Origin of the sequence: Micromonospora sp. NPDC023737 (assembly GCF_040639715.1) — a bacterium.
Lineage (GTDB): Bacteria > Actinomycetota > Actinomycetes > Mycobacteriales > Micromonosporaceae > Micromonospora.
This window is the reverse complement of sequence record NZ_JBFAAL010000001.1, coordinates 791,012-816,123: the sequence shown is the minus strand read 5'-3', so window position 1 is coordinate 816,123 and position 25,112 is coordinate 791,012. Positions and strand designations below refer to the sequence as shown.

General features: G+C 71.9%; 23 protein-coding genes, 3 tRNA genes and 1 pseudogene. 19 read left to right on the top strand and 8 right to left on the bottom strand.

Annotated features, from left to right (window positions below; genetic code table 11):
* Window positions 1–431 precede the first annotated feature (431 nt).
* On the top strand, window positions 432–2,015 hold the full coding sequence (gene cimA, locus AB0F98_RS03605; RefSeq protein WP_357728004.1) for a citramalate synthase: 1,584 nt from the start codon (window positions 432–434) through the stop codon (window positions 2,013–2,015).
* A gap of 71 nt (window positions 2,016–2,086) precedes the next feature.
* Here cimA and AB0F98_RS03600 read toward each other — a convergent pair.
* Window positions 2,087–3,049 (bottom strand): annotated as a pseudogene (locus AB0F98_RS03600) (endonuclease/exonuclease/phosphatase family protein); the annotation flags it as partial.
* A gap of 366 nt (window positions 3,050–3,415) precedes the next feature.
* Between AB0F98_RS03600 and AB0F98_RS03595 the strand changes: the two are divergent.
* The 9 genes from AB0F98_RS03595 to AB0F98_RS03555 all read left to right on the top strand — a co-directional run bounded on the left by AB0F98_RS03595 (window position 3,416) and on the right by AB0F98_RS03555 (window position 11,017).
* The gene (locus AB0F98_RS03595) at window positions 3,416–3,913 is read left to right on the top strand and encodes a hypothetical protein (RefSeq protein ID WP_357728001.1); all 498 of its coding nucleotides are present in this window, start codon (window positions 3,416–3,418) and stop codon (window positions 3,911–3,913) included.
* Window positions 3,914–4,107: 194 nt separating this feature from the next.
* Window positions 4,108–5,154, top strand: a complete 1,047-nt coding sequence (locus AB0F98_RS03590; protein ID WP_357727998.1) for a MoxR family ATPase — start codon at window positions 4,108–4,110, stop codon at window positions 5,152–5,154.
* 26 nt (window positions 5,155–5,180) lie between these two features.
* On the top strand, window positions 5,181–6,158 hold the full coding sequence (locus AB0F98_RS03585) for a DUF58 domain-containing protein (RefSeq protein WP_357727995.1): 978 nt from the start codon (window positions 5,181–5,183) through the stop codon (window positions 6,156–6,158).
* The gene (locus AB0F98_RS03580; RefSeq protein WP_357727992.1) at window positions 6,155–7,114 is read left to right on the top strand and encodes a VWA domain-containing protein; all 960 of its coding nucleotides are present in this window, start codon (window positions 6,155–6,157) and stop codon (window positions 7,112–7,114) included. The genes AB0F98_RS03585 and AB0F98_RS03580 overlap by 4 nt, the downstream gene beginning before the upstream one ends.
* A gap of 54 nt (window positions 7,115–7,168) precedes the next feature.
* Window positions 7,169–8,035, top strand: coding sequence for a trypsin-like peptidase domain-containing protein (locus AB0F98_RS03575; RefSeq protein ID WP_357727989.1), 867 nt, complete (start codon window positions 7,169–7,171; stop codon window positions 8,033–8,035).
* A gap of 134 nt (window positions 8,036–8,169) precedes the next feature.
* Window positions 8,170–8,469 (top strand): hypothetical protein, encoded by a 300-nt coding sequence (locus tag AB0F98_RS03570; RefSeq protein ID WP_357727986.1) that lies wholly within the window; start codon window positions 8,170–8,172, stop codon window positions 8,467–8,469.
* Window positions 8,470–8,478: 9 nt separating this feature from the next.
* The gene (gene arfB / locus AB0F98_RS03565; RefSeq protein ID WP_357727983.1) at window positions 8,479–8,904 is read left to right on the top strand and encodes an alternative ribosome rescue aminoacyl-tRNA hydrolase ArfB; all 426 of its coding nucleotides are present in this window, start codon (window positions 8,479–8,481) and stop codon (window positions 8,902–8,904) included.
* 302 nt (window positions 8,905–9,206) lie between these two features.
* A complete protein-coding gene (locus AB0F98_RS03560) occupies window positions 9,207–10,205 on the top strand; it encodes an aldo/keto reductase (RefSeq protein WP_357727980.1) in 999 nt (332 codons plus the stop codon).
* Window positions 10,206–10,417: 212 nt separating this feature from the next.
* Window positions 10,418–11,017 (top strand): TetR family transcriptional regulator, encoded by a 600-nt coding sequence (locus AB0F98_RS03555; RefSeq protein WP_357727977.1) that lies wholly within the window; start codon window positions 10,418–10,420, stop codon window positions 11,015–11,017.
* Window positions 11,018–11,064: 47 nt separating this feature from the next.
* Here AB0F98_RS03555 and AB0F98_RS03550 read toward each other — a convergent pair whose 3' ends face one another.
* Window positions 11,065–11,958: a 3-methyladenine DNA glycosylase gene (locus tag AB0F98_RS03550; RefSeq protein WP_357727974.1), complete on the bottom strand. Its 894-nt coding sequence runs from the start codon at window positions 11,956–11,958 to the stop codon at window positions 11,065–11,067.
* A gap of 34 nt (window positions 11,959–11,992) precedes the next feature.
* Complete coding sequence (locus tag AB0F98_RS03545) at window positions 11,993–13,357, bottom strand: hypothetical protein (RefSeq protein WP_357727971.1); 1,365 nt, start codon at window positions 13,355–13,357, stop codon at window positions 11,993–11,995.
* Between the two features lie 226 nt (window positions 13,358–13,583).
* On the opposite strand from AB0F98_RS03545, the gene AB0F98_RS03540 reads away from it, so the two are divergent.
* The 4 genes from AB0F98_RS03540 (at window position 13,584) to AB0F98_RS03525 (ending at window position 14,990) form a co-directional block, all read left to right on the top strand.
* Complete coding sequence (locus tag AB0F98_RS03540; RefSeq protein WP_357727968.1) at window positions 13,584–14,387, top strand: fumarylacetoacetate hydrolase family protein; 804 nt, start codon at window positions 13,584–13,586, stop codon at window positions 14,385–14,387.
* A 108-nt stretch (window positions 14,388–14,495) separates the two neighbouring features.
* Window positions 14,496–14,567: transfer RNA gene (locus AB0F98_RS03535), tRNA-Gln, on the top strand.
* A 127-nt stretch (window positions 14,568–14,694) separates the two neighbouring features.
* Window positions 14,695–14,767, top strand: a tRNA-Glu gene (locus tag AB0F98_RS03530).
* A 150-nt stretch (window positions 14,768–14,917) separates the two neighbouring features.
* Window positions 14,918–14,990 (top strand) — tRNA-Glu (locus AB0F98_RS03525).
* Between the two features lie 223 nt (window positions 14,991–15,213).
* On the opposite strand, the gene AB0F98_RS03520 is transcribed toward AB0F98_RS03525, so the two are convergent.
* Window positions 15,214–15,900, bottom strand: a complete 687-nt coding sequence (locus tag AB0F98_RS03520) for an IclR family transcriptional regulator (RefSeq protein WP_076470465.1) — start codon at window positions 15,898–15,900, stop codon at window positions 15,214–15,216.
* A gap of 49 nt (window positions 15,901–15,949) precedes the next feature.
* On the opposite strand from AB0F98_RS03520, the gene leuC reads away from it, so the two are divergent.
* The 3 genes from leuC (at window position 15,950) to AB0F98_RS03505 (ending at window position 18,801) form a co-directional block, all read left to right on the top strand.
* Entirely contained in the window at window positions 15,950–17,395 is a 1,446-nt protein-coding gene (leuC, locus tag AB0F98_RS03515; protein WP_357727965.1) for a 3-isopropylmalate dehydratase large subunit, read from the top strand.
* A gap of 13 nt (window positions 17,396–17,408) precedes the next feature.
* Window positions 17,409–18,002, top strand: a complete 594-nt coding sequence (leuD, locus tag AB0F98_RS03510) for a 3-isopropylmalate dehydratase small subunit (RefSeq protein ID WP_357727962.1) — start codon at window positions 17,409–17,411, stop codon at window positions 18,000–18,002.
* Window positions 18,003–18,168: 166 nt separating this feature from the next.
* Window positions 18,169–18,801 carry an HU family DNA-binding protein gene (locus AB0F98_RS03505; protein ID WP_357727959.1) on the top strand — a complete coding sequence of 211 codons (633 nt, stop codon included), beginning with the start codon at window positions 18,169–18,171 and terminating at the stop codon, window positions 18,799–18,801.
* 183 nt (window positions 18,802–18,984) lie between these two features.
* Here AB0F98_RS03505 and AB0F98_RS03500 read toward each other — a convergent pair whose 3' ends face one another.
* The 4 genes from AB0F98_RS03500 to cofC all read right to left on the bottom strand — a co-directional run bounded on the left by AB0F98_RS03500 (window position 18,985) and on the right by cofC (window position 23,235).
* Window positions 18,985–19,854: an NUDIX hydrolase gene (locus tag AB0F98_RS03500; RefSeq protein WP_357727955.1), complete on the bottom strand. Its 870-nt coding sequence runs from the start codon at window positions 19,852–19,854 to the stop codon at window positions 18,985–18,987.
* Window positions 19,855–19,995: 141 nt separating this feature from the next.
* Window positions 19,996–22,317 (bottom strand): RNA degradosome polyphosphate kinase, encoded by a 2,322-nt coding sequence (locus AB0F98_RS03495; protein WP_357727952.1) that lies wholly within the window; start codon window positions 22,315–22,317, stop codon window positions 19,996–19,998.
* Between the two features lie 54 nt (window positions 22,318–22,371).
* Entirely contained in the window at window positions 22,372–22,569 is a 198-nt protein-coding gene (locus tag AB0F98_RS03490; RefSeq protein ID WP_076470471.1) for a cold-shock protein, read from the bottom strand.
* A 27-nt stretch (window positions 22,570–22,596) separates the two neighbouring features.
* Window positions 22,597–23,235, bottom strand: coding sequence for a 2-phospho-L-lactate guanylyltransferase (gene cofC / locus AB0F98_RS03485; RefSeq protein ID WP_357727949.1), 639 nt, complete (start codon window positions 23,233–23,235; stop codon window positions 22,597–22,599).
* Between the two features lie 127 nt (window positions 23,236–23,362).
* On the opposite strand from cofC, the gene AB0F98_RS03480 reads away from it, so the two are divergent.
* Both AB0F98_RS03480 and AB0F98_RS03475 read left to right on the top strand, forming a co-directional pair.
* The gene (locus AB0F98_RS03480; protein WP_357727946.1) at window positions 23,363–24,094 is read left to right on the top strand and encodes a lysophospholipid acyltransferase family protein; all 732 of its coding nucleotides are present in this window, start codon (window positions 23,363–23,365) and stop codon (window positions 24,092–24,094) included.
* Entirely contained in the window at window positions 24,091–25,107 is a 1,017-nt protein-coding gene (locus AB0F98_RS03475) for an NAD(P)H-dependent glycerol-3-phosphate dehydrogenase (RefSeq protein WP_357727943.1), read from the top strand. Before AB0F98_RS03480 ends, AB0F98_RS03475 begins: the two co-directional genes overlap by 4 nt.
* The last annotated feature ends 5 nt before the right edge of the window (window positions 25,108–25,112 follow it).

Genomic DNA, 25,112 nt, shown 5'->3' with positions numbered 1-25,112 from the left:
CCGCGGCCATCGGTCACGACGCGGGCAGCGAGGTCATACATGTGGATGCGATCACCGACAGTGAGCAATGGTCCTCCCGGGTGGACGTCGAGCAGCCGGCGAACCGGCCAGACCGATCCTCCCTCCGGGTGCCCGGCGAAGGCGTGTGAAGCAGGTCACGAGATGGGCACTGGCCTCGCGGATGTCGGTCGGTGCGATGCCGTGGCCCGCCCACACCGTCCCGACATGTGGGTTGCGCTTCCCAAAATCAACTCTCGGGTGGAAGAGTACTCAACGTGACCAGCAACGCCCTGATTCTTAGCAACTAGCGCGCCGGCCCGCCCGCCGAGCGCGCAGACCTCCCGCATCAGCGGGGGGTCTTTTTGTTGCTCTCGCGGCCCGGGCCCGCCGTGCCCCCGCTCGCTCGTTCCCCGTACCCAGGAAGGCACGCCATGACGTTTCAGGTCTACGACACGACGTTGCGTGATGGCGCGCAGCGCGAGGGGCTCAGCTACTCGGTGGTCGACAAGCTGGCCGTGGCCCGGCTGCTCGACGAGTTCGGCGTCGGGTTCATCGAGGGCGGCTGGCCCGGTGCGGTGCCGAAGGACACCGAGTTCTTCCGGCGCGCGCGGACCGAACTCGACCTGCGGCACGCGCTGCTCGTCGCGTTCGGCGCGACCCGCCGGGCAGGTGTCGCGGTCACCGAGGACCCGCAGGTACGCGCCCTGCTCGACGCGGAGACGCCGGCGGTGACGCTGGTCGCCAAGGCCGACCTGCGGCACGTCGAACGGGCGCTGCGCACCACCGCGGCCGAGAACCTCGCGATGGTCCAGGACACGGTGGCTCACCTGGTCGCCGAGGGGCGCCGGGTCTTCGTCGACGGCGAGCACTTCTTCGACGGCTACCGGCAGGATCCCGCGTACGCCGCCGCGGTGGTGGAGACCGCGCTGGCCGCCGGCGCCGAGGCGATGGTGCTCTGCGACACCAACGGCGGGATGCTCCCGTCCCAGGTCACGGCTGCGATCACCGACCTGACCGCCCGGCTCGGCGTCGGCCCCGAGCGGCTCGGCATCCACTGCCAGAACGACACCGCGTGCGCGGTGGCGAACACCGTCGCCGCCGTCGAGGCCGGGGTCCGGCACGTCCAGGGCACCGCGAACGGCTACGGCGAACGGCCGGGCAACGCCGACATCTTCGCGGTGGTCGCCAACCTTCAACTCAAGCTCGGGCTGCCCGTCCTACCAGCGGGCTGCCTGGAACAGATGGTGCGGGTCTCGCACGCCATCGCTGAGATCGCCAACATCGCTCCCGACACCCATCAGGCGTACGTCGGGGCCGCTGCCTTCGCCCACAAGGCCGGGCTGCACGCGAGCGCGATCAAGGTCGACCCGTTGCTCTACAACCACGTGGACCCGTCCGTAGTGGGCAACGACATGCGGATCCTGGTAACCGAGATGGCCGGCCGGGCCAGCGTCGAGCTCAAGAGCCGCGAGCTCGGGCTGGACCTGGCCGGTCATCCGGAGACGCTGTCCCGGGTGACCCGACGGGTCAAGGAACTGGAGGCGGGCGGTTGGTCATTCGAGGCGGCCGACGCCTCGTTCGAGCTGCTGGTCCGCTCCGAACTTCCGGAGGGCGCACCCGCCCGGCCGTTCGCCCTCGAGTCGTACCGCGTCCTCGTCGAGCACCGGGAGGACGGCTCGGTGATGTCCGAGGCCACCGTCAAGATCCGCGTACGCGGTGAGCGGGTGATCGCCACCGCCGAGGGCAACGGCCCGGTCAACGCCCTGGACGAGGCGCTGCGGGTCGGTCTGGTCCGGCACTATCCGGAGCTGCGCGAGTTCGAGCTGGCCGATTACAAGGTGCGCATCCTCGACGGCAGCAGCGGCACGGACGCGGTGACCCGCGTGCTGCTGGAGACGGCCGACGGCGCGGGCCGGGACTGGACCACGGTCGGCGTGCACCCGAACGTGGTCGAGGCGAGCTGGCACGCTCTCGTCGACGCGTTGACCTACGGCCTGGCCCGCGCCCGGGTCTGACCTGTCGTCGCGCGGGCCGTCCAGGTCGGGGCACCCGTCCCCACCTGGGTCGGGAGGGTCAGGGTGGCCAGGACCGCGCGGTGGTCGCTGCCGGGCAGGCGGAAGACGTCGACCGACCGGGCGGCGATCCGGCGGTCGGCCAGGACGTGGTCGATGGTGACGGGAGGGATCAGGTCACCGTCGTACGGGCCCCAGGTGCCGGTCAGCCCCTGGCCGGTGGCGTCGGCCGCGTCCACGTAGCCGGTGCGCAGCAGGGCACGAAGCGGACCGTGGTCGAGCGTCGCGTTGAAGTCCCCGGCGAGGATCCGCAGCATCCCGTCGGGGGTGGCCGGCGGCTGCGCCGCCAGGTCGGTGCGCCAGAAGTCCACCTGATCGACGGCGTACGGGGCGGCGGGATGCGCGGACTCCACCCGCACCGGTGGCGCGCCCGGAACGGCGATCGTGCCGAATGCCTGGGTGAAGCCCCAGGCGCCGCGGTTGCGGCGTACCCCCGCGTCGCCGATCGGGAAGCGTGAGTAGAGGCCGGACCCGGGTGTGCCGTCGACGGCGTTGAGCTGCCGGTACGGCAGCAGCCGATCGAGCCCGAGCCGGTCGAGTTCGGCCCGGGCCGCGGGGGTGAACTCCTGCACGGCCAGCAGGTCGACCTGGTGGGTGCGGACCAGTTCGACCAGGGTGCGCGGATCCGCGGCTCCGGCGAGCAGGTTGGCGGTGAGCAGTCGTACCGTCGGGCCGGCGGCCGTGGGTTGCGCCGAGGGCAGTGCCCGGGGCGCCACCACCGCCACGAGCGCCACCGTGGCCACGGCCGCGACCAGCGCGGGCCGGCGGCGCTTCAGGACGAGCGTCAGCACCAGGGGTAGCGGGCTCCAGGCCGCGACGTACGGAGTGAAGGCCAGCGCCTGCACGAGTGGCCCCCGGTCCAGCCCGACGAGCCGGAGGGCGGCCCACGCGGCACCGGGCACCACGGCGAGCCAGCAGAGGGCCTCAACCGTTCGCCGCCGCCGACGGCTGACGGGCTCCCGCAAATCGACGATCATGGGGGTAACTATCCCGGAGTGGCCGCCCGGGTGGGGGGAACATGGCCCCGGATAGCATTTTTCGTGAATGCTCTTGAGTTCGTCTTTCACAATTCTCGTGACAGGTGTCTGACAATTTTGCGGGCTGGTTCGGCTATTGACCCGTCGCTTTTTGCGATGCTACGTTTCCACCTGGTCGGAGCATCGCCACTGTGAGTAGTTATACCTGCTCAGGGTGGATGTCGATCATCGGGAAACTCATATTTCAGGTGCGCTGGATCTTATTTCCCGGTGATTTGTAGCGGGGGTGCCCGACGGCAACAGGGCACTGACCGTCCCGCCCCGCGGGTCGGCCGAATTTGCACGGTCACACAAGGGGGACCTGTCATGACCAAACCATTCCGACGTAAGGCGATCGCGGTCGCGTTCGCAGTCCTCGGGCTCACCCTCGCCGGGGGTGGCATCGCCATCGCCCAGCCCGCCGCGCAGGCACCCAGCCAGCCGGCGGTCCGCGCGAGCAGCACCCAGCCGGCGGTGACGGCGGAGTCGGCCCGCTCGGCGCGGGCCGCCCTCAAGGCCAGCGTGGGCACGCTCGCGGCCAGCAACGTGGGCACCGTCGTCAACGCCAACGGCACCAAGGCGCGCGGCACCGGCTACGTGATCAAGTACGGCACCGGCCAGTACGAGGTCCAGTACGGCTACGTCGTCAGCTCCGGGGTCTACCAGGCCACCATCGGCCGCCCGGACGCCTGCTGCATCCCGCCGGGCGGGGAGATCGTGGTGGCTCCGCGGCTCAGCACACCGAACGCGGTCTTCATCCAGACCCGCAACTCGGCCGGCACCCCGGTCGACCTGCCGTTCCACCTGGTCGTCCACACCTACTGACGGCATCCGGCGCCGGCCCCCGCGCAGACGTGCGCGGGGGCCGGTTCGTGTCCTTCGTATCCGGTCTGTAACCGCACGTACCGCTCCGAGCGCCCGTCCACCGTTCAGGCGGATCATTCCGTTCGGTCACCAAAGGCCCCGCCAGGGGCCCACAATCCGACGTTTGTCGCCCGGCGGCCCGGGAAGCAAGCACCGTGACGGACATCTCGGACACCCTGGCCAGCGTGGCCACCCCGGTCGAAGACGAACCGACAGCCGCTGAGCTGGAACAGACCCTCTCCGAGGTCAAGCGGGTGATCGTCGGGCAGGACAGGCTCGTCGAGCGTCTGCTCGTCGCCCTCCTCGCCGACGGGCACTGCCTGCTGGAGGGGGTACCCGGCGTGGCCAAGACGCTGGCCGCGCAGACCCTCGCAACCGTGGTCGGAGGCACCTTCTCCCGGATCCAGTTCACTCCCGACCTCGTACCGTCGGACATCGTCGGCACCCGGATCTACCGGGCGTCGCGGGAGACCTTCGACATCGAGTTGGGCCCGGTGATGGCCAACCTGGTGCTCGCCGACGAGATCAACCGCGCCCCCGCGAAGGTGCAGTCGGCGCTGCTGGAGGCGATGGCCGAGCGCCAGGTCTCCATCGGCGGACGCAGCCATCCCGTGCCGTCGCCGTTCCTGGTGCTGGCCACCCAGAACCCGATCGAGTCGGAGGGTGTCTACCAGCTGCCGGAGGCGCAGCGGGACCGCTTCCTGCTCAAGATCGTGGTCGACTATCCGAGCGACGCCGACGAGCTGGCGATCCTCTACCGGATGAGCACCGACCGTCCCAAACCTCGGCGCGTGCTCGACCCGGAACGGCTGCGACGCATGCAGCGTCACGCCGAACGGGTCTTCGTCCACCACGCCGTCGCCGAGTACGTGGTCCGGCTCATCCTGGCCACCCGCGACCCGGGACGGTTCGGGCTGGCCGAGATCGAGCCGATGCTGGCGTACGGGGCGAGTCCTCGGGCCACTCTCGGCCTGGTGGCCGCCGCCCGGGCGCAAGCACTGCTGCGCGGCCGCGAGTACGTGCTGCCGGACGACGTCCGCGAACTCGCCAGCGACGTGCTGGCCCACCGGCTGGTGCTCAGCTTCGACGCGATCGCCGACGGCGTCACCGCCGAGTCGGTGGTACGCCGGCTGGTCGAGGTGGTGCCTCCACCACGGCTCGCACCCCAGCCGGAGCAGGCATCGGATCTGGCGGCGGCATGAGGCGCACGGGCCGGGAGCCTGCCGCCGTGCCGGCCGGACCGCGCCTGGCCGACCTCGCGCCCGACCAGCGGCTGCGTCGGCTGGAGCTGACCGTCATCCGGAGGTTGGACGGGCTGCTGCACGGGCAGTACCGCGGCCTGCTGCCCGGCCCCGGCAGTGAGCCGGCCGGCAGCCGCGAGTACCGGCCGGGCGAGGACGAGGTACGCCGGATGGACTGGGCGGTCACCGCCCGGACCACGGTGCCGCACGTCCGGGAGGTCGACGCCGACCGGGAACTGACCACGTGGCTGCTGGTCGACGCCAGCGCCAGCATGGAGTTCGGCACGGCGGAGCTGGACAAACGGGAGCTCTCCGTGGCGGCGGTGGCCGCGGTCGGGTTCCTCACCGCAGGGGTCGGCAACCGGTTGGGGGCCCTGCTGGTCGCGTCGACGGGGTTGCGCAGGTTCCCGGCGCACAGCGGGCGTACCCATCTGCTCGGCCTGCTCCGGGCCCTGCTGGCCGCCCCACGCACCGGCGACCGGGGCGAGCCTCTCGAACCGCCGGACCTCGCCGACGCGCTGGCCGCCGTGCAACGGGTCGCCACCCGGCGCGGGCTCGTGGTGGTGGTCTCCGACTTCCTCGACGGCCTGCCCGACGACCCCGATCGGCCGCCACCCTGGGAACGGAGCCTGCGCCGGCTGACCGCGCGGCACCAGGTGCTCGCCGTGGAGGTGACCGACCCGCGTGAGCTGGAGCTGCCCGACGTCGGGCTGATCACGCTGGTCGATCCGGAGACCGGCCGCCGCCGCGAGGTGTGCACCTCGGACCGCCGGCTGCGGGAACGGTACGCGGCCGCCGCGGCCGCCCAGCGTGAACAGGTACGCCTCGCGTTGCGCCGCAGCGGGGTCACCCACCTGTCGCTGCGTACCGATCGGGACTGGTGCGCCGACATCGCGCGGCACGTCCAGTCGCAGCGCCGGTTGGCGGCGGTGCCGGCCGGAGCGGCACGGGGAGGCACGAGGTGATCTGGTTGTCGCCCGCCCGGCTATGGCTGCTGCTCGGTGTGCTCGCCCTCGCGGTGGGCTACCTGCTCGTGCAGCGACGGCGCAGCCGGTACGCCGTCCGCTTCACCAACCTGCGGCTGCTCGACCGGATCGCGCCGGAGCGCCCCGCGTGGCGCCGGCACGTGCCCGCCGGTCTGTTCCTGGTCATGCTGGCGCTGCTGGTGGTCGGCTTCGCCCGGCCCACCGCCGAGGTGCGGGTGCCCCGGGAACGGGCGACCGTCATGGTCGCGGTGGACGTCTCCACCTCGATGCTCGCCACCGACGTGGACCCGGACCGGCTCGCCGCGGCCAAGGGTGCGGCGAAGCGCTTCGTGGACGGGCTGCCCGACGAGTTCAACGTGGGCCTGGTCGCGTTCGCCGGCAGCGCGGCGGTCGTCGTGCCGCCGGGCACCGACCGCGAGGCGCTGCACGACGGGATCGGCCGGCTGGCCGAGGGGATCACCGGCGTACAGGGAACCGCGATCGGCGAGGCGATCAACACTTCGCTCGGCGCGGTGAAGGGGCTGGACAGCCAGGCGGCGAAGGACCCACCACCGGCTCGGATCGTGCTCCTGTCCGACGGGGCGAACACGTCCGGGCTGGACCCGATGGAGGCGGCCGTCGAGGCGGTGGCCGCGAAGGTGCCCGTGCACACCATCTCGTTCGGCACCCCGGGCGGCTTCGTCGACCAGGGCGGCCGCCCCATACAGGTGCCGGTGGACGGGCAGACCCTCGAGGCGGTGGCGCAGGAGACCGGCGGGATGTTCCACGAGGCCAGCACCAGCGACGAACTGCGTGCGGTCTACGACGACATCGGCACCTCGGTCGGCTACCGCACGGAACGGCAGGACGTCTCGGCCCGCTTCATCGGTCTCGGGCTGGTACTGGCGATGGGCGCGGCGGCCGGCTCGATGCGCTGGTTCTCCCGCCTGCCCTGACGGGCCGCCGGTGAGCCCGGCCCCACCTCGCAGGACATCACGTGAGGAGTACGCATGGCAGTACAGACCGGACTCGGTGAGCCCCGTGGCCCGTGGTTCGTATCGCCGGAATTGGACCCGGACGGACGGGCCCGGCGGGACGGGGACGGATCGCGGCGCGACCGTGGCGGCCGGCACTGGCGTGGCCGGTTGCTGGCCGCGTTCGCGGTGATCGCCCTCTCCACCGTCTCCGGTGCCGCGGCGGGTGGCTGGGTGGCCAGCCGCGGCGGTGCCCCGGGGGAGACGGCGGCGTCCGCCGCTCCGGTGCCGGCGGAACTGGTCACCGCCGCCGAGCGGACGGTGCCCGGCGTGGTCTCCGTGCTGGCGGGCGGCACGGGGACCGGCGGCGGGGCCAGCGGGTCCGGCTTCGCCATCGACGACCAGCAGCACATCATCACCAACGACCACATCCTGGCCAAGGGGGGCGGTGGTTCGGTGACCGTCGAGTTGCCGGACGGCCGTCGCTACACCGCAGAGGTGGTGGGCCGGGAGCCGAGCAGCGACCTGGCGGTGCTGCGGGTGCCGCCGTCCGCGGGGCTCACCCCGCTGCCGTTGGCCAAACCGGGCACCACCCGGGTCGGCGAACCGGTGCTCGCGGTCGGATCTCCACTCGGTCTGGCCGGTACCGTCACGGCCGGCATCGTGAGCGCCGTCGACCGGCAGGTACGGCTAGGTACGAACCGGCACACGGCGGTGCAGACCGACGCGTCGATAAATCCGGGCAACTCCGGCGGGCCGCTGGTCAACGCGCGCGGCGAGGTGGTCGGGGTGAACACCGCGATCGCCACCATCGACGGCAACGGCTCGATCGGCATCGGTTTCGCCATTCCGATCGAGCAGGTGCAGCAGACCGCCGACACCATCATCGGCAAGGGCGGCTGATCCGGGCCGGACCGTCGGGCGGTTGTCGACCGACTCCGCGCGTTGCCGCTGGTGGGAAGGCGCCCACTGTCGGATATCCGGCGCGGGACCATCGGTCAATGGAAATATTACGCTGGGTATGGATACTGGCGTGGGTGGAAGGTCCTCTCATCGCGGTCCTCCTGCTGGTGGGCCTGCTCATCGGAAGTGGTGTGGGGTCGGCGTACACGCGCGCGCGGCGTGGCTGGGCCGACTACCAGACGGTCAAGAAAACTGTGCCTACCGCGCGTAAGACGGCCTGGCTGCTGATTCGGGGCGTCACCACGAAGGTCGGTGTGGTCGCCCTGCTGCTGATCGGCGCCGTCGCGTACGCCGCGGTCGCCCCCGACGACGATGAGGCGACCGGGCCGGCGCCTGGTCCGTCCGCGACCTCGAGCGAGCGGCCGGGACGTTAGCCTCAAGGTGTGGACGGCGATGTGCGGGTGACCGACAGGTGGACAGTCCCCGCCGCGGAGTTGCGGGAGCGATTCTCCCGTTCGTCCGGCCCGGGCGGGCAGGGCGTCAACACCGCCGACACACGGGTCGAACTGAGCTTCGACCTGGCCAATTCACCCAGCTTGCCCGAGTCGTTGCGGACGCGGGCGCTGGAGCGGCTCGCCGGGCGGCTCGTCGACGGCGTACTCACCATCACGGCCAGCGAGCACCGGGCCCAGTTGGCCAATCGTGAGGCGGCCCGGGAACGGCTCGCCGCGCTGCTGCGGGAGGCGATTTCCCCACCGCCTCCGCCCCGGCGCCCGACGCGTCCGTCCCGAGGCGCCAAGGAACGGCGTCTGGCCGACAAGAAGCGCCAGTCCCAGCGCAAGCGGGAACGCCGCGTCGACGGCGAATAGCCGGCGCCGATGTTCGCGGGCGTCCGCCCGTTCCGGTCCTTGTCGGCGGACCGCTGGAGGTGTACGCCGCCGTCAGGTCGGTACGGCACGTCTGCGAGAAGGCCGACTTCGTGGCCGAAAAAAGGTGCTGAGTGACTCCCTGCGCGGCGGCGACAGCTGGGTGGACACCACCGTCATGTCGATCCTCGCACCCGCGCGGGCGCGCCACCGTGGTCGGCCACAGCTGGCTCGGCTGACAGAATTCAGGATCTGTCATCGAGATGGTGTAACCTTGACTCGTCACCACGACGAGGAGAACTGTTATGGACACCCGCACGCTTGGAACGACCGGCCCGTCCGTTTCCGCGCTCGGACTCGGCCTGATGGGCATGTCGGACCTCTACACCGGCGCCGACGACACCGAGAGCATCGCCACGATCCACGCCGCCCTCGACGCCGGCGTGACCCTGCTCGACACGGGCGACTTCTACGGGCAGGGGCACAACGAGATGCTGCTCCGCGAGGCCCTGCGCGGACGCAACCGGGAAAACGCGGTGATCAGCGTCAAGTTCGGTTCGATGCGCGACCCCCAGGGCGGCTGGATCGGCAACGACATCCGCCCGAACGCGATCAAGAACTTCCTCGGCTACACCCTGCGCCGACTCGGCACCGACTACGTGGACGTCTACCGGCCGTCCCGGATCAGCCCGGACGTGCCCGTCGAGGACGTGGTCGGGACCCTCAGCGAGCTGGTCGCCGCCGGCCACATCCGCAACATCGGACTCTCCGAGGTGAACGCGGACACGCTGCGCCGGGCGCACAAGGTGCACCCGATCAGCGACCTGCAGATCGAGTACTCGCTGATCTCCCGCGGCATCGAGCAGGAGATCCTGCCGACCGCCCGGGAGCTGGGGGTGGGCGTCACCGCGTACGGGGTGCTCTCCCGCGGCCTCATCAGCGGGCACTGGTCGGCGCAGCGGACCCCCGCCCCCGACGACTACCGGGCCCACCTGCCACGCTTCAGCGGTGAGAACCTGGACCGCAACCTGGCCCTCGTCGAGCAGCTGCGAACGATCGCGGAGGCACGTGGCGTAACCGTCGCCCAGGTCGCCATCGCCTGGGTCCTGGGCCGCGGCGACAACATCGTCCCGCTGGTGGGCGCCCGCCGCCGGGACCGCCTCGCCGAGGCCCTCGGCGCGACCGCGGTCACGCTGACCGCCGCCGACCTGGCGGCGATCGAGGCCGTGGTCCCCGCCGGTGCCGCCGCCGGCACCCGCTACGACGCTGGTCACATGGCTTTCCTGGACAGCGAGCGGGCATGACCCGTGCGACGGGGCACGGGCGCGCCGGTCCTCCGGTCGCAAGCCCGTGCCCCGGCTCGCCGCTCCGCCTGTGGCCGAGGACGAACCGCCCGGAGCGGGGGAGCACCTCACCCCGGTCCGGCGGACGCTGTCCCCGGCGCGCCCGGTGGTGGCCCTGCCCGGACGGTGGGGGTGACGACGACCACCGACGTCGGATCAGGGAGGCTTGAGCGATGAGCAGTGACCCGGGCACCCTCTCCGCCGAGCGCATCCTGGACGCCGCCGAGGAGGTGCTGCGCCGCTTCGGCCCGGCGAAAGCGACAGTGCTGGACGTGGCCCGGGCACTCGGCGTCAGCCACGGAAGTGTCTACCGCCACTTCCCGAGCAAGGCAGCGCTGCGTTCCGCGGTCACGGAACGCTGGCTCGCCCGGATGTCCACCCCCCTCGCCGAGGTCGCGACCGCCGACGAGCCGGCCGCGGAGCGGCTGCGCCGGTGGCTGTTCGAGCTGAACCGCTCCAAGCGCCGGATCGCCCGTGAGGACCCGGAGCTGTTCGACACCTTCAACCTGTTGGCCACCCAGCTGGAGGACGTGGTCGCGGCCCACCTGGAGGTGCTCGCCGGCCAGCTAGCGGTGATCATCGCCGACGGGGTGGCCGCCGGGGAGTTCGACGTGGCGGATCCGGCACTCGCCGGGCGGGCGGTATTGCAGGCGACGACCCGATTCCACCACCCGGCGCATCTCACGGAGTGGGCCGAGCCGGTCCTGGAAGACGACCTGGCCGCTGTGCTGGCGCTGCTCCTCGACGGCCTGCGCGTCCGCCCGGCGAACTGAGCGGGCGGCGAAGACAGGTAACTCCCGCCGCAGTCCGCGGTACACGTTCACCCCTGCATTGCGGGAGCGAGCCGGTCGCACTCCGCGATCAGGCGTGCCCGCAGCGGTGCGGCGCGCTCCGCGAACGAGCGCTGCGCCTGCACGTACTCGTGCCTGCCCTCGACGGTCTCGACCCGCACGGGCGGGTAGCCCAGGTCGGCGAGGTCGTACGGCGAAGCCCGCATGTCCAGCGTGCGGATGTCCCGAGCTAGCGCGAAGGCATCGGCGACCAGTTCGCTCGGCACCAGTGGGGAGAGCTTGTACGCCCACTTGTAGAGATCCATGTTGGCGTGCAGGCAGCCCGGCTGCTCGAGCGCGTGCTGGGTCTCCCGGCTCGGGGCGAGCAGGTTCAGCGGCCGGGCCGGCGCGGTGAAGAACCGGAACGCGTCGAAGTGGCTGCACCGGATCCGGTTCGCCTCCACCGTCCGCGCGGTCTCCTCCGGGCTCAGCCGCAGCGGCCAGCTGTTGTGCCGTACCTCTGCCTGGGTCTGCCGGTAGACCATCGCCCACTCGTGCATCCCGAAGCAGCCGAGGTGCGGCTGGCGGCCGGCGGTCGCGGCGAGAAGCGTACGGATCCAACCGATCGACTCGGCGCGCCGCGCGTGTGCCGCGGCGGTGTCGAGGGTCACGCCACCGGCGGTCGCACGGTAGTCACGGCCGAATTCGGCCGGGTCCGCGTCACGCAGCTCCACGCCCGGACCGGGATGCCAGCGGCGCAGCTGCGCCGGCCGGTACGAGTAGTAGGTGAAGAGGAAGTCCTCCACCGGGTGCCTCTCGCCTCGACGCCGTCGGGCCAGGTGCGGAGCTAGCCAGGCGTCGACCCGCTCCCGGTGGGCTTGCCGCCGCGGCCGCCAGTCGGCCGCGGCGAGCACCGTCGACGGGGTGAGGGCGGCGGCGGTCACCGCACCAGCGTACGACCGCCGCCGACCCGGCTGATCAGGGCACGTCCACCCGCACACCGGGGGAGAACACCCCGCTGCGCAGCTCGAGCTGCTTCGGTGGCTCCCGGCCGTCGACAGTGAAGACCAGCGGCAGCACCACCCGGCTGCCGGCCGCCAACGGCTGGGCGAAGACGTCCCGGCCGAGGTTGGCCAGCTGGGTGGCCGCCTCGTCGGTGGTCACGAATCGGCCACCCGGCAGGTACACGCGTTGCAGCTCCCCGTGCCAGGCCTGGTGTTCCGGGGTCATGTTGCGAATCCCGACGGTGGCCTGACACTGCCGACGAGCGGCGGCGCCCGGTGCGGCGCAGGCGACCCGGTACACGGTGAACTCGAAGGCCGACTCGCGCAGCGGCACGCCCATCGGGCCGGCGACACCCTTGCCGTGCCAGGCGCCGCTCGTCGGCCGGCTGTCGGTGTCGATCGAGGTGACCTGGCGGGTGGCCGTCCAACCGGCCACACCGACCACCGCGGCAAGCACCGCCACGGCCGAGGTGACCAGCAGCCATACGGGCGGTTTGCGGCGTCGTGCCGCGATCTGGGGCGCTGACGGGCGGGGGTAGATGGTGCCGCGGCCGTGCCGAGGGTCGGCGGCCGGTCCCCGGCCGGCGGATCCGTCACCGGCGGCGAGGGCGGACGCGACCGTCCGGCGCCGTCGTCGCCACAGCCACCATCCCGCTGTCCCGCCCAGCAGCACCACGGCCGCCGGCACTCCGACCAGGAACGGTGTCCGTTGCCACGCCGGCGGTGCCGGGTCCTTCGTGGTCGCGGGCGCTGCCGCGTTCCAGGTGGCGGTGGCGCAGTCGTACGGCCGTTTGCCGTCGCCGGTGAAGGCGCAGGCGGGTGCGGTCACCGGCTGCCCCGTGGGAGCCTGTGCCAGCGACGTGTTCAGCGTGGTGACACTGTGCGCCGGCAGTTTCAGCCGCCAGGTCACCTCGCTCGCCGACTGGCCCGCGATCCGGCTGGCCTGGCCGCCAGCGGTGATGATCGACGCCGCCGAACCGGCCGGCAGCTCCTGCCGGACCGTGGTGTCGACCGGCGTGCCGCCGGTGTTGCGCACGTGGATCCGGTACGCCGGGGCCGGCGTCGGTGCCGGTGCCACCGCGACGGTGACCGGCGGCTTCGGCGGCGGTGGCAACGCCCGGGTGGGCGTGGGGACCGCCGGCGGGGCCGCCGGCATGCCGGGCAGCTGGGACGGCGACGGTGAGGACCCCGAGGACGAGGGTTCCGGCGCCACCGCCGGTCGCGGCCGCGCGGCGGCCGGGTCGGGCGCCAGCGCTGGCAGGGCCGGCACGGCGGCGAGGATGCCGAGGCAGTGTACGAACACCGCGAGGGCCTTGTGGTGTCGTGTCGATGCAGGCATGCGAACGAACCTCCGGAGCCGACGCTAGGGGCGCGGGCACGTCGTGCGGGTACGACTTGGCGAAACCCGCCCCGGGCGGCACCGGTTCGCGTACGCTGCCTGGTCGCGTCCGCCGGACGGCCTCGGCGGCGGCTGTGCCGGCACGGCGGGCCCCCGGCGCGGAGATCGTGGGGCCTCGCCCGCCCGGCGGGGGTGGTCGCGACGGCGGCCGGGCTAGATTTGCCGGGTGCGTATCGTTCGTTTCCTTCATGCCAAGGGGTTGTCGTTCGGGGTCGCCGAGGGTGAGGCGTCGGCCGGACTGGAGGGCCTGACCGTCGCCGAGATCGAGGGCCACCCCTTCGGCGAGATCAAGTTCACGGGTGCCCGTTGGGCCCTGTCCGATGTGCGGCTGCTCTCGCCGATCCTGCCGAGCAAGGTCATCGGCGTCGGCCGTAACTATGCGGAGCACGCCGCCGAGCACGGCAGCGAGGTGCCGAAGGAGCCGTTGCTCTTCCTCAAGCCGTCCACGTCCGTGATCGGTCCGCGCGACGCGATCCGGCTGCCGATCTTCTCCAAGCAGGTCGAGCACGAGGCGGAGCTGGCTGTGGTGATCGGGGCGACGGGTGCCCGTCGTGCCGACCGGGCCGCCGCCGAACGGGCCATCTTCGGCTACACCTGCGCCAACGACGTGACCGCCAGGGACCTGCAGCGGTCCGACGGCCAGTGGACCCGGGCGAAGGGCTTCGACTCGTTCTGCCCGATCGGGCCCTGGATCACGACGGGGCTGGACGTCTCCGACGTGGAGATCCGGTGCGAGGTCGGTTCCGACCCGAACGCGCTGGAGGTGCGCCAATTGGGCCGTACCCGGGACATGGTCTTCGACGTGCCGGCGCTCGTGTCGTACATCTCGCACGTGATGACGCTGCTGCCCGGAGACGTCATTCTCACCGGCACGCCGGCGGGGGTTAGCCCGCTCACCGACGGGGATACGGTCACGGTGCGGATCGAGGGGATCGGCGAGCTCACCAACACGGTGCTGCCGGTCGCCTGATCCGGCTCCGACGCCCTGAAACCGCAGGTCAAGCTGGGTTTGGGGGGTTGGATTTGGCCTGCTGGCGGCGGGAGGGTAAAGTTCATTCCCGGCACCGCAAGGGGCCAATGGGGTATGGGGTAATTGGCAGCCCGACTGATTCTGGTTCAGTTAGTCTAGGTTCGAGTCCTGGTACCCCAGCAACCGATGTTCGTGAGAATGTCGGTCGCTGGATTCTGAGGTGCGCGTTCTGGCCTGTGAGGGCCGATCGGGCGTCTGGTAGGGTTCAGCGGCGCCGCTCGCAGGAGCGGCGAGGGAAGAAGGTTCTGGCCCCGTCGTCTAGCGGCCCAGGACGCCGCCCTCTCAAGGCGGTAGCGCCGGTTCGAATCCGGTCGGGGCTACATCGGGTGCGGCCCGTCTCGTTTCGGCGAGGCGGGCCGTTTCGCTTCTGCGGGGTCTACCCCCGTGGACCCGGTTCACACCTGCCGAGGGGACGCCGCTAAACTACAGCGGCACCGCCCAACGGGTTGGTTGCCGCACAGCATGTGCCTGGCCCCGTCGTCTAGCGGCCCAGGACGCCGCCCTCTCAAGGCGGTAGCGCCGGTTCGAATCCGGTCGGGGCTACACCCAAAGGCCCGTCTCGCCCCGCGAGACGGGCCTTTCCCTTCCCCCAACCCTCCCCCCCCGGGCCTCCCCCCGGCCTCCCCCCGGTTCCCCCCCGGCTTCACCCGGTGATCATGAAGTTATTGCTGCCGCCAACGGCGTGTCAGGGCAATAACTTCATGATCAACGCGGCGGGTGAGGAGGGAGCGGGGAAGGGGTGGTTGGGGTGGGGAAGGGTGGTGGGTCAGAGGCCGGAGAGGCGTTGGCCGGCGCGGACGACGGCCATCGCGTGGCGTTCGCCCGGACGGCGGCCGAGGCGTTCGATCGGACCGGAGATGCTGATCGCGGCGATCACCCGCCCGGTGCGGTCGCGGATCGGCGCCGAGACGCTCGCCACCCCGGCCTCCCGTTCGGCGACGCTCTGCGCCCAGCCGCGTCGGCGTACCTCGGCGAGTGTGCGCCCGGTGAACTTGGCTCGGGGCAGTAGCGGCATCACCGCCTCCGGCGGCTCCCAGGCCAGCAGGATCTGCGCGGCCGAACCCGCCGTCATGGGCAGCACCGATCCGACCGGGACGGTGTCGCGCAGCCCGCTGGCCCGCTCTGCGGCGGCCACACAGATCCGCTCGTCCGCCCGGCGTAGGTAGAGCTGCGCGCTCTCACCGGTGGCGTCGCGCAACGCTGACAGCAGCGGCTCCGCCGCGGTCAGCAGTACGTCGGGCGCGGCGTTGGCCAGCTCGCCCAGCCGGGGCCCTGGCCGCCAGCGGCCCTGGGTGTCCCGGACCAGCATCCGGTGGATCTCAAGCGCTTGTGCCAGCCGGTGCGCGGTGGCCCGGGGGAGCTTCGTGCGTTCGACGAGTTCGGCCAGGCTGGCGCCGTCCACGCAGGCGGCCAGGATGACCACCGCCTTGTCGAGAACGCCGACACCGCTCATACTGTGTCCCACAAGCCGAAACTTACCTCCCAGAATTTAGGATGTCCAGATGGTGGGAGTCACTGCTGAGCCGAGGACCCTGGCCGAGAAGGTCTGGGACGCGCACGTTGTGCGAGCCGCCACCGGTGAGCCGGATCTGCTCTACATCGACCTGCACCTCCTGCACGAGGTGACGAGCCCGCAGGCGTTCGACGGGCTGCGGCTCGCGGGCCGCCGGGTGCGCCGTACCGACCTGACGATCGCGACCGAGGACCACAACACACCCACCGGGTACGCCGATCCGGCGTTCCGTCAGCGGCGCGGCGATCTGCTCACCGTGGCCGACCCGACCTCGCGTACGCAGTTGGAGACGCTGCGCGCCAACTGCGCCGAGTTCGGTGTCCGGCTGCACCCGCTCGGCGACGAGAACCAGGGCATCGTGCACGTCATCGGTCCGCAGCTCGGGCTCACCCAGCCCGGCACGACCATCGTCTGCGGCGACTCGCACACCGCCACCCACGGCGCCTTCGGTGCGCTCGCCTTCGGCATCGGCACCAGCGAGGTCGAGCACGTGCTGGCCACCCAGACGCTGCCGCAGAGCCGCCCCAGGACGATGGCCGTGAACGTGACCGGCCGGCTCGCCCCCGGGGTCACCGCGAAGGACCTGGTGCTCGCACTGATCGCGCAGGTGGGCACCGGCGGCGGCCGCGGGCACGTCGTCGAGTACCGCGGCGAGGCCATCCGCGCCCTCTCCATGGAGGGGCGGATGACCGTGGCCAACATGTCCATCGAGTGGGGCGCCAAGGCCGGCATGATCGCGCCGGACGAGACGACTTTCGCGTACCTCAAGGGGCGGCCCAACGCGCCGCAGGGCGCCGACTGGGACGCGGCGGTCGCGTACTGGCGGACGCTGCCCACCGATGAGGGAGCGACCTTCGACGCCGAGGTGACCCTGGACGCCAGCCAGGTGACTCCGTTCGTCACCTGGGGCACCAACCCGGGCCAGGGCGCCCCGCTGAGCGAACGGGTTCCGGATCCGGAGCAGTTCGTCACGGAATCCGAGCGGGCCGCCGCCCGGCGGGCGCTGGAGTACATGGATCTGCGCCCCGGTACCGCGCTGCGGGACCTGCCGGTCGACGTGGTGTTCGTCGGTTCCTGCACCAACGGCCGGCTCGAGGACCTGCGCGCCGCCGCCGAGGTGCTGCGCGGGCGGAAGGTCGCCGACGGCGTACGCATGCTCGTGGTGCCCGGTTCCGCCGCCGTCCGGGAGGCGGCCGAGACGGAGGGGCTCGACAAGGTCTTCGCCGACGCCGGCGCCGAGTGGCGCTTCGCCGGCTGCTCCATGTGCCTCGGCATGAACCCGGACACCCTCAAGCCGGGCGAGCGCTCCGCCTCCACCTCCAACCGCAACTTCGAGGGCCGCCAGGGCCGGGGCGGACGTACCCACCTGGTCTCCCCGCCGGTCGCCGCCGCCACCGCCGTGGTGGGTCGGCTGGCCGCACCCGCCGACCTGTAAGGGGACACTGCTGATGGAGAGCTTCACCACCCACACCGGCACCGCCGTTCCGCTGCGCCGTTCCAATGTGGATACGGATCAGATCATTCCGGCCGTGTACCTCAAGCGGGTGACCCGGACCGGTTTCGCCGACGGGCTCTTCAGCGCGTGGCGGGAAGATCCCGCATTCGTGCTCAACGATCAAAAGTATTTGGGGGCGTCGATTCTTCTGGCCGGCCCGGAGTTCGGTACCGGGTCCTCTCGGGAGCACGCGGTCTGGGCGCTGCGGGACTGGGGGTTCCGCGTGGTGATCTCCCCGCGCTTCGGTGACATCTTCCGCGGCAACGCCCTCAAGGAGGGCCTCTTGCCGGTCGAGTTGGAATTGAAAGCGGTCGAGGAGTTGTGGGATCGCGTCGAGTCCGACCCGCGTACCCCGGTCACCGTCGATCTGACCACCCGCGAGGTCCGCGCCGGGGATGCCACCTGGTCGTTCCCCCTGGACGACTTCAGCCGCTGGCGGTTGATGGAGGGCTTGGATGACATTGGACTCACCCTCCGGCACGAGGCCGAGATCGGTGCCTACGAGGCGGCCCGACTACCGTTCCTGCCGTCCGTCGCGCAGCCTTAGATCCGAGGCGTAGCAGCGATTCGCCCCCACCGGCCCGGCTGGTGGGTGCGAATTCGTTGCGACACAAGGGCTTTTTTCGACCGAATGTTTGTGTCCCGGCAGCACAGGGCATACCGTGCGCGCAGAATGGCTCGCGTCGAGTCAGTTGCACAATCGGGAGGAAGTCGTGAACAAGGCCGAGCTCATCGAGGCGCTCGCCGTTCGCCTGGGAGACCGGAAGATGGCGACGGCCGCGCTCGACGCGGTCCTCGCTGAGGTCCAGGCGGCGGTCACCAAGGGCGAGAAGGTGGCGATCACCGGATTCGGAGCGTTCGAAAAGCGTGTACGGGGCGCGCGAACAGCCCGGAACCCTCGGACCGGTGAGGCGGTGAAGGTCAAGAAGACATCCGTCCCGACCTTCCGCGCCGGCGCCGGTTTCAAGGAGATGGTGGCCAGCGGCAAGGTGCCGAAGGCCACGGCTGCGGCGAAGAAGACCACCGCGGCCGCCAAGACCACCGGCGCCAAGGCCACTCGTGCCAAGGCGACCGGCACCAAGGCCACGGCGACCGCGCAGAAGACCACGGCGGCGAAGAAGGCCGCGACCAAGGCGACCAAGACCACTGCGGCGACCAAGGCGGCGGCGACCAAGAAGGCCGCTCCGGCGCGGAAGACCGCGGCGGCGGGTCGGACCGCCGCCGCGAAGAAGACCACCGCGACGGCCAAGACCACGGCGGCGAAGAAGGCGCCGGCGAAGAAGACAGCGGCAAAGAAGGCTCCGGCCAAGAAGGCCCCGGCCAAGAAGGCAGCCACCCGGCGCTGACCGGTCGGCTCGAAGGGCGTCCACCCGGCGGGTGGACGCCCTTCGCCGTGTACGGGCTCGACCTGATCGCTCGACGCGCGTGCCTCGACGTCGGTGGGCGATGCCGGACCTCGACGCACCCGTGTCGACCGGGCGCCGAGCGGACCGGCCGGGGCGCCGCCGTGACGAGTGGGCGTCGAGAGGTCAGAGGCGCTCGGCGGTGAGCAGGGTGTCGCCGGCGAACGCCAGCAGCCAGCCCCCGCCCTTCGGGGTGCTGAAATCCTCCCCGACGCGGCCGGTGAGCTGTTCCAGCGCCCTCGGAATCACCTTGCCCTGACTGCACACCGCCGCAGTACCGCCGGCACCGGCCAGGCCCAGCAGGCAGCCGGCGAGGGCGAGGGCCCGCTCGTCGGGCTGCTGGCCCGCTCGCGGTTCGTCCAGGTCGCTGCAGACCTCGATCGGCAGGTCCAGGCGGGCAGCGGCCGGGTCGAGGGTCTGCACGCATCGCCGGGGCGATGCGGACAGCAGCCGTTGCGGGCGGATCAGCGCCACGAGCTCCGCCAACGCGTACGCCTGCGCCCAGCCCTCGGAGTCCAGCGGCCGCGCGGTGTCCGGCCCGGTTCCGGCACCCCGCATGCCGGCGTGGCCGTGCCGGACCACCAGCAGGGTCGCGGTCACCGGGGGAAGGGCCGCGAACGCGGCCAGCACCTCGGCGTCGTGCGGATAGCTGACCAACCGGGCCGCATCGTCTACGGGAAGCCAGCGCACCTCGTCGACCTCGGTGTCGGGCTGGAAGCCGCCGTGGGCCACCGCCCGCATCGACCAGTAGTCGACGACTTTCGGGTGGCCCTCACTGCGATAGTGCGCGGACGGCAGCCGGACCTGCGGCACCCCCCGCACGTCGGATTCCTCGGCCACCTCGCGGACGGCGGCAACCAGCGGGTGCTCGGCCGGTTCCAGCTTGCCCTTCGGCAGCGTCCAGTCCCCGTAGCGGGGCCGGTGGACCACGCACACCTCGGTTCCGCCGGCACCAGGTCGCCACGGGACCCCGCCGGCCGCGCGGATCTCGGTCATCGCGGCAGTCCGGCTCGCGTGGACCCGGGCCGTGGCCGTACCCACGAGGCGACGGCCGGCGGCGCGGACGGCGTACGGCCCCCGCCCGTCGCGTTCCCGCGTCGCTCTCGCCTCACGTCGTCAGCCTATGCCCCGTGGCCGTCAGCCCGGGGTGCCACCGGCGCGGGTCAGCAGCAGTTCCTGAAGATGGGCCAACGGATCCTCCGCCGTACCGGCCCGGCGGGTCCACGTGCCCTCCTCGGCCAGCTCGAACGCCTCCACATCGGGGCTCATCGCGGCGGTCAGCACGTGGTCCAGTTCGGCCCGGGCGACCGGGTCGGTGACCTGCACCAGCGCCTCGACCCGCCGATCCAGGTTCCGATGCATCAGGTCGGCCGAACCGATCCAGAACTCGGCGTCGCCGTTGTTTCCGAATCGGAAGATCCGGGAGTGCTCCAGGAAACGGCCGAGGATCGAACGGACCCGGATGTTCTCCGACAGCCCCGGCACCCCCGGCCGCAGCGTGCACATCCCGCGGATCAGCAGGTCGACGTGGACGCCGGCCTGGGAGGCGCGGTAGAGCGCGTCGGTGACGGCCTCGTCGACCAGCGAGTTCACCTTGAACTGGACCAGGCCGGGCATGCCCAGCCGGACGTGGGCGATCTCCCGTTCGATCCGCTCGATGAGGCCACGGCGGATGCCCTGCGGCGCCACCAACAGCCGGCGGTACGCGGTCTGCCGGCTGTAGCCGGTGAGGACGTTGAAGAGGTCGGTCAGGTCGGCGCCGATCTCCGGGTCGGCGGTGAGCATCCCGAAGTCCTCGTAGAGCCGGGCCGTCTTCGGGTGGTAGTTGCCGGTGCCGATGTGGCAGTAGCGGCGAATCTGGTTGCCTTCCTGCCGTACCACCAGCGCGGTCTTGCAGTGCGTCTTCAGCCCCACCAGGCCGTACACGACGTGGCAGCCGGCCCGTTCCAGCGTCCGGGCCCAGCCGATGTTGGCCACCTCGTCGAAGCGGGCCTTCACCTCCACCAGCACCACCACCTGCTTGCCCGCCGCGGCGGCGTCGACCAGGGCGTCGACGATGGGGGAGTCGCCACTGGTGCGGTAGAGGGTCTGCTTGATGGCCAGCACGTTCGGGTCGGCGGCGGCCTGCTCGATGAAGCGCTGCACGCTGGTCGCGAACGAGTGGTACGGGTGGTGCACCAGGATGTCCCCGTCGCGCAGCGTGGCGAACACGCTGCGCGGCACCTCGCCCTCGGTGAGCCGTGGGTGGGTGGCCGGTACGAACGGCTTGTCCTTCAGGTCCGGCCGGTCCGCCTCCCCGTAGAGCTGCCACAGCGCGGAAAGGTCGAGCAGGCCGGGCACCCGCAGCACGTCCTGGTCGTCCATGTCGAGTTCGCGGACGAGCAGGTCGAGCATGTAGTCGGTGATCGAGGCGGCCACCTCCAGCCGTACCGGCGGGCCGAACCGCCGCCGGGCCAGCTCCCGTTCCAGGGCCTGGAGCAGATCCTCGTCCCGGTCCTCGTCGACCTCCACCTCGGCGTTGCGGGTGACCCGGAACAGGTGACACTCGACCACCTGCATGCCCGAGAAGAGCTGGCCGAGATGCACCGAGATCAGGTCCTCCACCGGCAGCATCCGCACGCCGGGCCGGTCGCGCTGTACGCGGACGAAGCGGGGCACGTTGTTGGGCACCTTCACCCGGGCGAAGAGCTCCGACCCACCGTCGGGATCGCGTACCGCCACGGCCAGGTTGAGTGACCGCCCCGAGATGTACGGGAACGGGTGCGCCGGGTCGACCGCCAGCGGCGTGAGCACCGGGAAGATCTGCTCGCGGAAGTACGCGCGCAGCCGGTCCCGCTCCGCGTCGTCCAGTTCGCCCCAGCGCATGATGCGGATGTCCTCGTCCGCGAGCTGCGGGAGCACGTCCTCGACGAAGGTCGCGGCGTGCCGGGCCGCCAGGGCGGCGCTCTTCTCGGCGATCAGGCCCAGCTGGGTGCGCAGCGGCATCCGATCCCCGCCACGAACCGGCAGCCCGGCCTGCAGACGGCGCTTCAGTCCGGCGACCCGGACCATGTAGAACTCGTCCAGATTGCTGGCGAAGATGGCCAGGAACTTGGCGCGTTCCAGCAGCGGGGTGCGTGGGTCCTCGGCGAGGGCGAGCACCCGGGCGTTGAAGTCGAGCCAGGAGAGTTCCCGGTTGAGGAACCGATCCTCGGGCAGCGGGGCCGCCTCCGGCGGGTCCTCCCCGGCAGCGGCCGTCACGGGGGGCAGGTTCACCGGCCCGGCCTCGGCGACCGGGTCGAGCACCTCCTCCAACCCGCTGGAGGCGGCCGCCGCGTCGGCCTCGGGAGTTTCGGCGCGGGCGTGCTCGGCCGGACGGTCGGCGCGGAAGCGGCCGTCGGTGCCGCGCCGCCGGTTGCCGTTACGGGCCGCTGACTCTTCGGTGACGGGCTGGGCGGGATCCTCGCGAGGGGTGCTCACCCGCCCATAATCACCCGATACGGGTGAACGCAAAATGAACTTCGAGCCGACTGGTCAGATCATCGTCGGCAATGTCACCCGCAGCACCTCGCCGGCCGCGTCGGTCTCCACCCGTACCCGCTGGCCCAGACGGAGCAGGCGCAGGCCGGAAGCGTCGAAGGCACGTGCCGGGAAGGGCAGCTCGGTGCCGTCGTCGAGGAGCAGCACGCCGCTGCGGGTCGCCGCGTCGTAGGTGGCCACCGTGCCCTGCATGCGAGCACCGTACACCGGCGGACCGGCTCAGCCCGGTGCGGCGGCGCAGTCGACGGTGAGCGCGGCGGTGTGCGGCCCCAACCCGAGCCGGGCGGCGGCGGTCAGGTCCGCCGCCGTGTCCACGTCGCGCCGCAGACTCGGCCATTCGCCGGTCAACGGCAGCGCCCCGCTCGCGGCGTGCGCCGCCGCCGAGCGCGTCCCGAAGTGGGGTCGCAGCGCCACACCGGGCGGCCTGGTGAGCAGCACCGTCCCGTCACCCGGGGCGTCGGCCACGTACCGCCGTACCGTCGGGCCGTCCGCGGCGGCACGGAGCGCGTCGGCGAGGTCGGCGGGACGCAGCGCCGGCAGGTCCGCGGTGAGGCCGGCCACCCAGCCGGCACCCGCGACGTCCGCGCCGTGCCGGAAGGCCGCGTTCAGCCCGGCGGTCGGCGGATCCGGCAGCACCCGGGCCCCGAGTTCCCGGGCCACGGCGCCGATCCGGGCGTCGTCGGTGACGAGGAGCACGTCGGCGACCACCGGGCAGGCCCGCACCGCGCGGACCGTGTCGGCCGCCAGGGCCAACGCCAACTCCTCGTGGGGTACGCCCGGCAGCGCTCCACGCAGGCGACTCTTCGCCGCCGTCAGGCGCTTCGCCGGCACCACCACGGCCCACCTCGGCTGACTCACGCCACAATCCTGCCAGCTGGTCGTCGGTACCCTCGCTGGCCCGCACCATGGGCGAGCAGGCATGATTTCCGCTGCGGGGAGCGCCGGCGGTCCGGTGCGCGGACCCCGAGCGGCACGAGGAGGCGCGGTGGCACGGCGGAGACTGGGATTCTGGCCACGGTTGGCCGCGATGCTGGTGAAGCCGATCATGTCGGTGTGGACCCGGCGGACCTGGCAGGGCATGGAACACCTGCCGCAGGACGGCGGCGTGATCATCGTGGCGAACCACCTGTCGCACGCCGACCCGCTGGTCTCCGCGCACTTCATCTTCGACGCGGGCCGTTGGCCGCAGTACCTGGCGAAGGCGAGCCTGTTCCGGGTGCCGGTGCTGGGGTGGATCCTGCACCGCTGCCGCCAGATCCCGGTGGAGCGGGGCACCGTCGACGCGGCCCGGTCGCTCGCGACGCTGGTGAAGGCGGTCCAGGCCGGCGACGCCGTGGTGATCTACCCGGAGGGCACCACGAGCCGGGAACCGGACCTGTGGCCGATGCGGGGCAAGACCGGCGCCGCGCGGCTCGCGCTGGCCACCGGCGCTCCGGTCGTCCCGGTCGCGATGTGGGGTCCGGAGCGGATCTTCGACCCGCGGACGAGCCGGCTCAGCCTGCGCCCGCGGATCCCGGTGACCGTGGTGGCAGGCCCGCCTATCGACCTGAGCCGGTGGGCGGGCGCCGCCCCCGGTCGGGTCGTCCTCGAGGAGGTCAGCGACACGATCATGCTGCGGCTGCGGGACATGCTCGCCGAGATCCGCGGCGGCACACCCCCGCCGCTCTGGGAGCGATCGAACCGTTCGCAGCGCCAGCAGCAGGGCGAGTCGGCGTGAGCGAGCGGAGCGGACACGTCGCGGTGCTCGGTGCCGGCTCCTGGGGCACCGCGTTCGCCAAGATCCTCGCCGATGCCGGCCGGGAGGTGACCATCTGGGCGCGGCGGCAGCCGGTCGCCGACACCCTGCGGGCCGAGCGGCGCAACCCGGAGTACCTGCCGCACCTGGTCCTGCCGGAGCACGTGACCGCGACCACCGACGCCGCCGAGGCGATCACCGACGCCGAGCTGGTGGTGCTGGCCGTACCGTCGCAGACGTTGCGCGCCAACCTCGCCGAGTGGGCCGGCCACGTACACCCGGACGCCACGCTCGTGTCGTTGATGAAGGGCATCGAACTCGGCACCACCAAGCGGATGAGCGAGGTGATCGTCGAGGCCGCCGGGGTGGCGGCGCGGCGGGTCGTGGTCGTCTCCGGTCCGAACCTGGCTCCGGAGATCGCCGCCGAGCAGCCGGCCGCGACCGTGGTGGCCGGTACGGACAGCCGGCGGACAGCGCTCGTGCAGTCGTCGATCCGGACGCCCTACCTCCGCCCGTACACGAACGACGACGTGATCGGCTGCGAGCTGGGCGGGGCGGTCAAGAACGTGATCGCCCTGGCGTACGGCATCGCCACCGCGATGGGTTTCGGCGACAACACCCGGGCGATGCTGATGACCCGGGGGCTGGCCGAGACCGCCCGCCTGGGCGTGGCGCTCGGGGCGGACCCGATCACCTTCGCCGGCCTCGCCGGCATGGGCGACCTGGTCGCCTCCTGCTCCTCGCCGTTGGCGCGCAACCGCACCTTCGGTGAGCACCTGGGGCGGGGCGAGACGCTGGAGCAGGCGCAGACCGCCACCCGGCAGACCGCCGAGGGTGTGAAGAGCTGCCTCTCGATCCGCGACCTGGCCCGGGCCCACGGTGTGGAGATGCCGATCACCGAGCAGGTCGAGCGGATCTGCCACGAGGGGATGGATCCCCGGATCGCGGTCGACACGTTGATGAGCCGTACCGCCAAGCCCGAGTCGTATGAGTGAGGACC

Coding starts and splice junctions, on each gene's coding strand:
- AB0F98_RS03560 (WP_357727980.1), top strand. CDS start 9,207: ATGGACACCCGCACGCTTGGAACGACCGGCCCGTCCGTTTCCGCGCTC.
- AB0F98_RS03490 (WP_076470471.1), bottom strand. CDS start 22,569: ATGCAGGGCACGGTGGCCACCTACGACGCGGCGACCCGCAGCGGCGTG.
- AB0F98_RS03545 (WP_357727971.1), bottom strand. CDS start 13,357: ATGCCTGCATCGACACGACACCACAAGGCCCTCGCGGTGTTCGTACAC.
- AB0F98_RS03500 (WP_357727955.1), bottom strand. CDS start 19,854: ATGACCGAGATCCGCGCGGCCGGCGGGGTCCCGTGGCGACCTGGTGCC.
- leuC (WP_357727965.1), top strand. CDS start 15,950: ATGGTGGGAGTCACTGCTGAGCCGAGGACCCTGGCCGAGAAGGTCTGG.
- leuD (WP_357727962.1), top strand. CDS start 17,409: ATGGAGAGCTTCACCACCCACACCGGCACCGCCGTTCCGCTGCGCCGT.
- AB0F98_RS03555 (WP_357727977.1), top strand. CDS start 10,418: ATGAGCAGTGACCCGGGCACCCTCTCCGCCGAGCGCATCCTGGACGCC.
- cimA (WP_357728004.1), top strand. CDS start 432: ATGACGTTTCAGGTCTACGACACGACGTTGCGTGATGGCGCGCAGCGC.
- AB0F98_RS03520 (WP_076470465.1), bottom strand. CDS start 15,900: ATGAGCGGTGTCGGCGTTCTCGACAAGGCGGTGGTCATCCTGGCCGCC.
- AB0F98_RS03595 (WP_357728001.1), top strand. CDS start 3,416: ATGACCAAACCATTCCGACGTAAGGCGATCGCGGTCGCGTTCGCAGTC.
- AB0F98_RS03575 (WP_357727989.1), top strand. CDS start 7,169: ATGGCAGTACAGACCGGACTCGGTGAGCCCCGTGGCCCGTGGTTCGTA.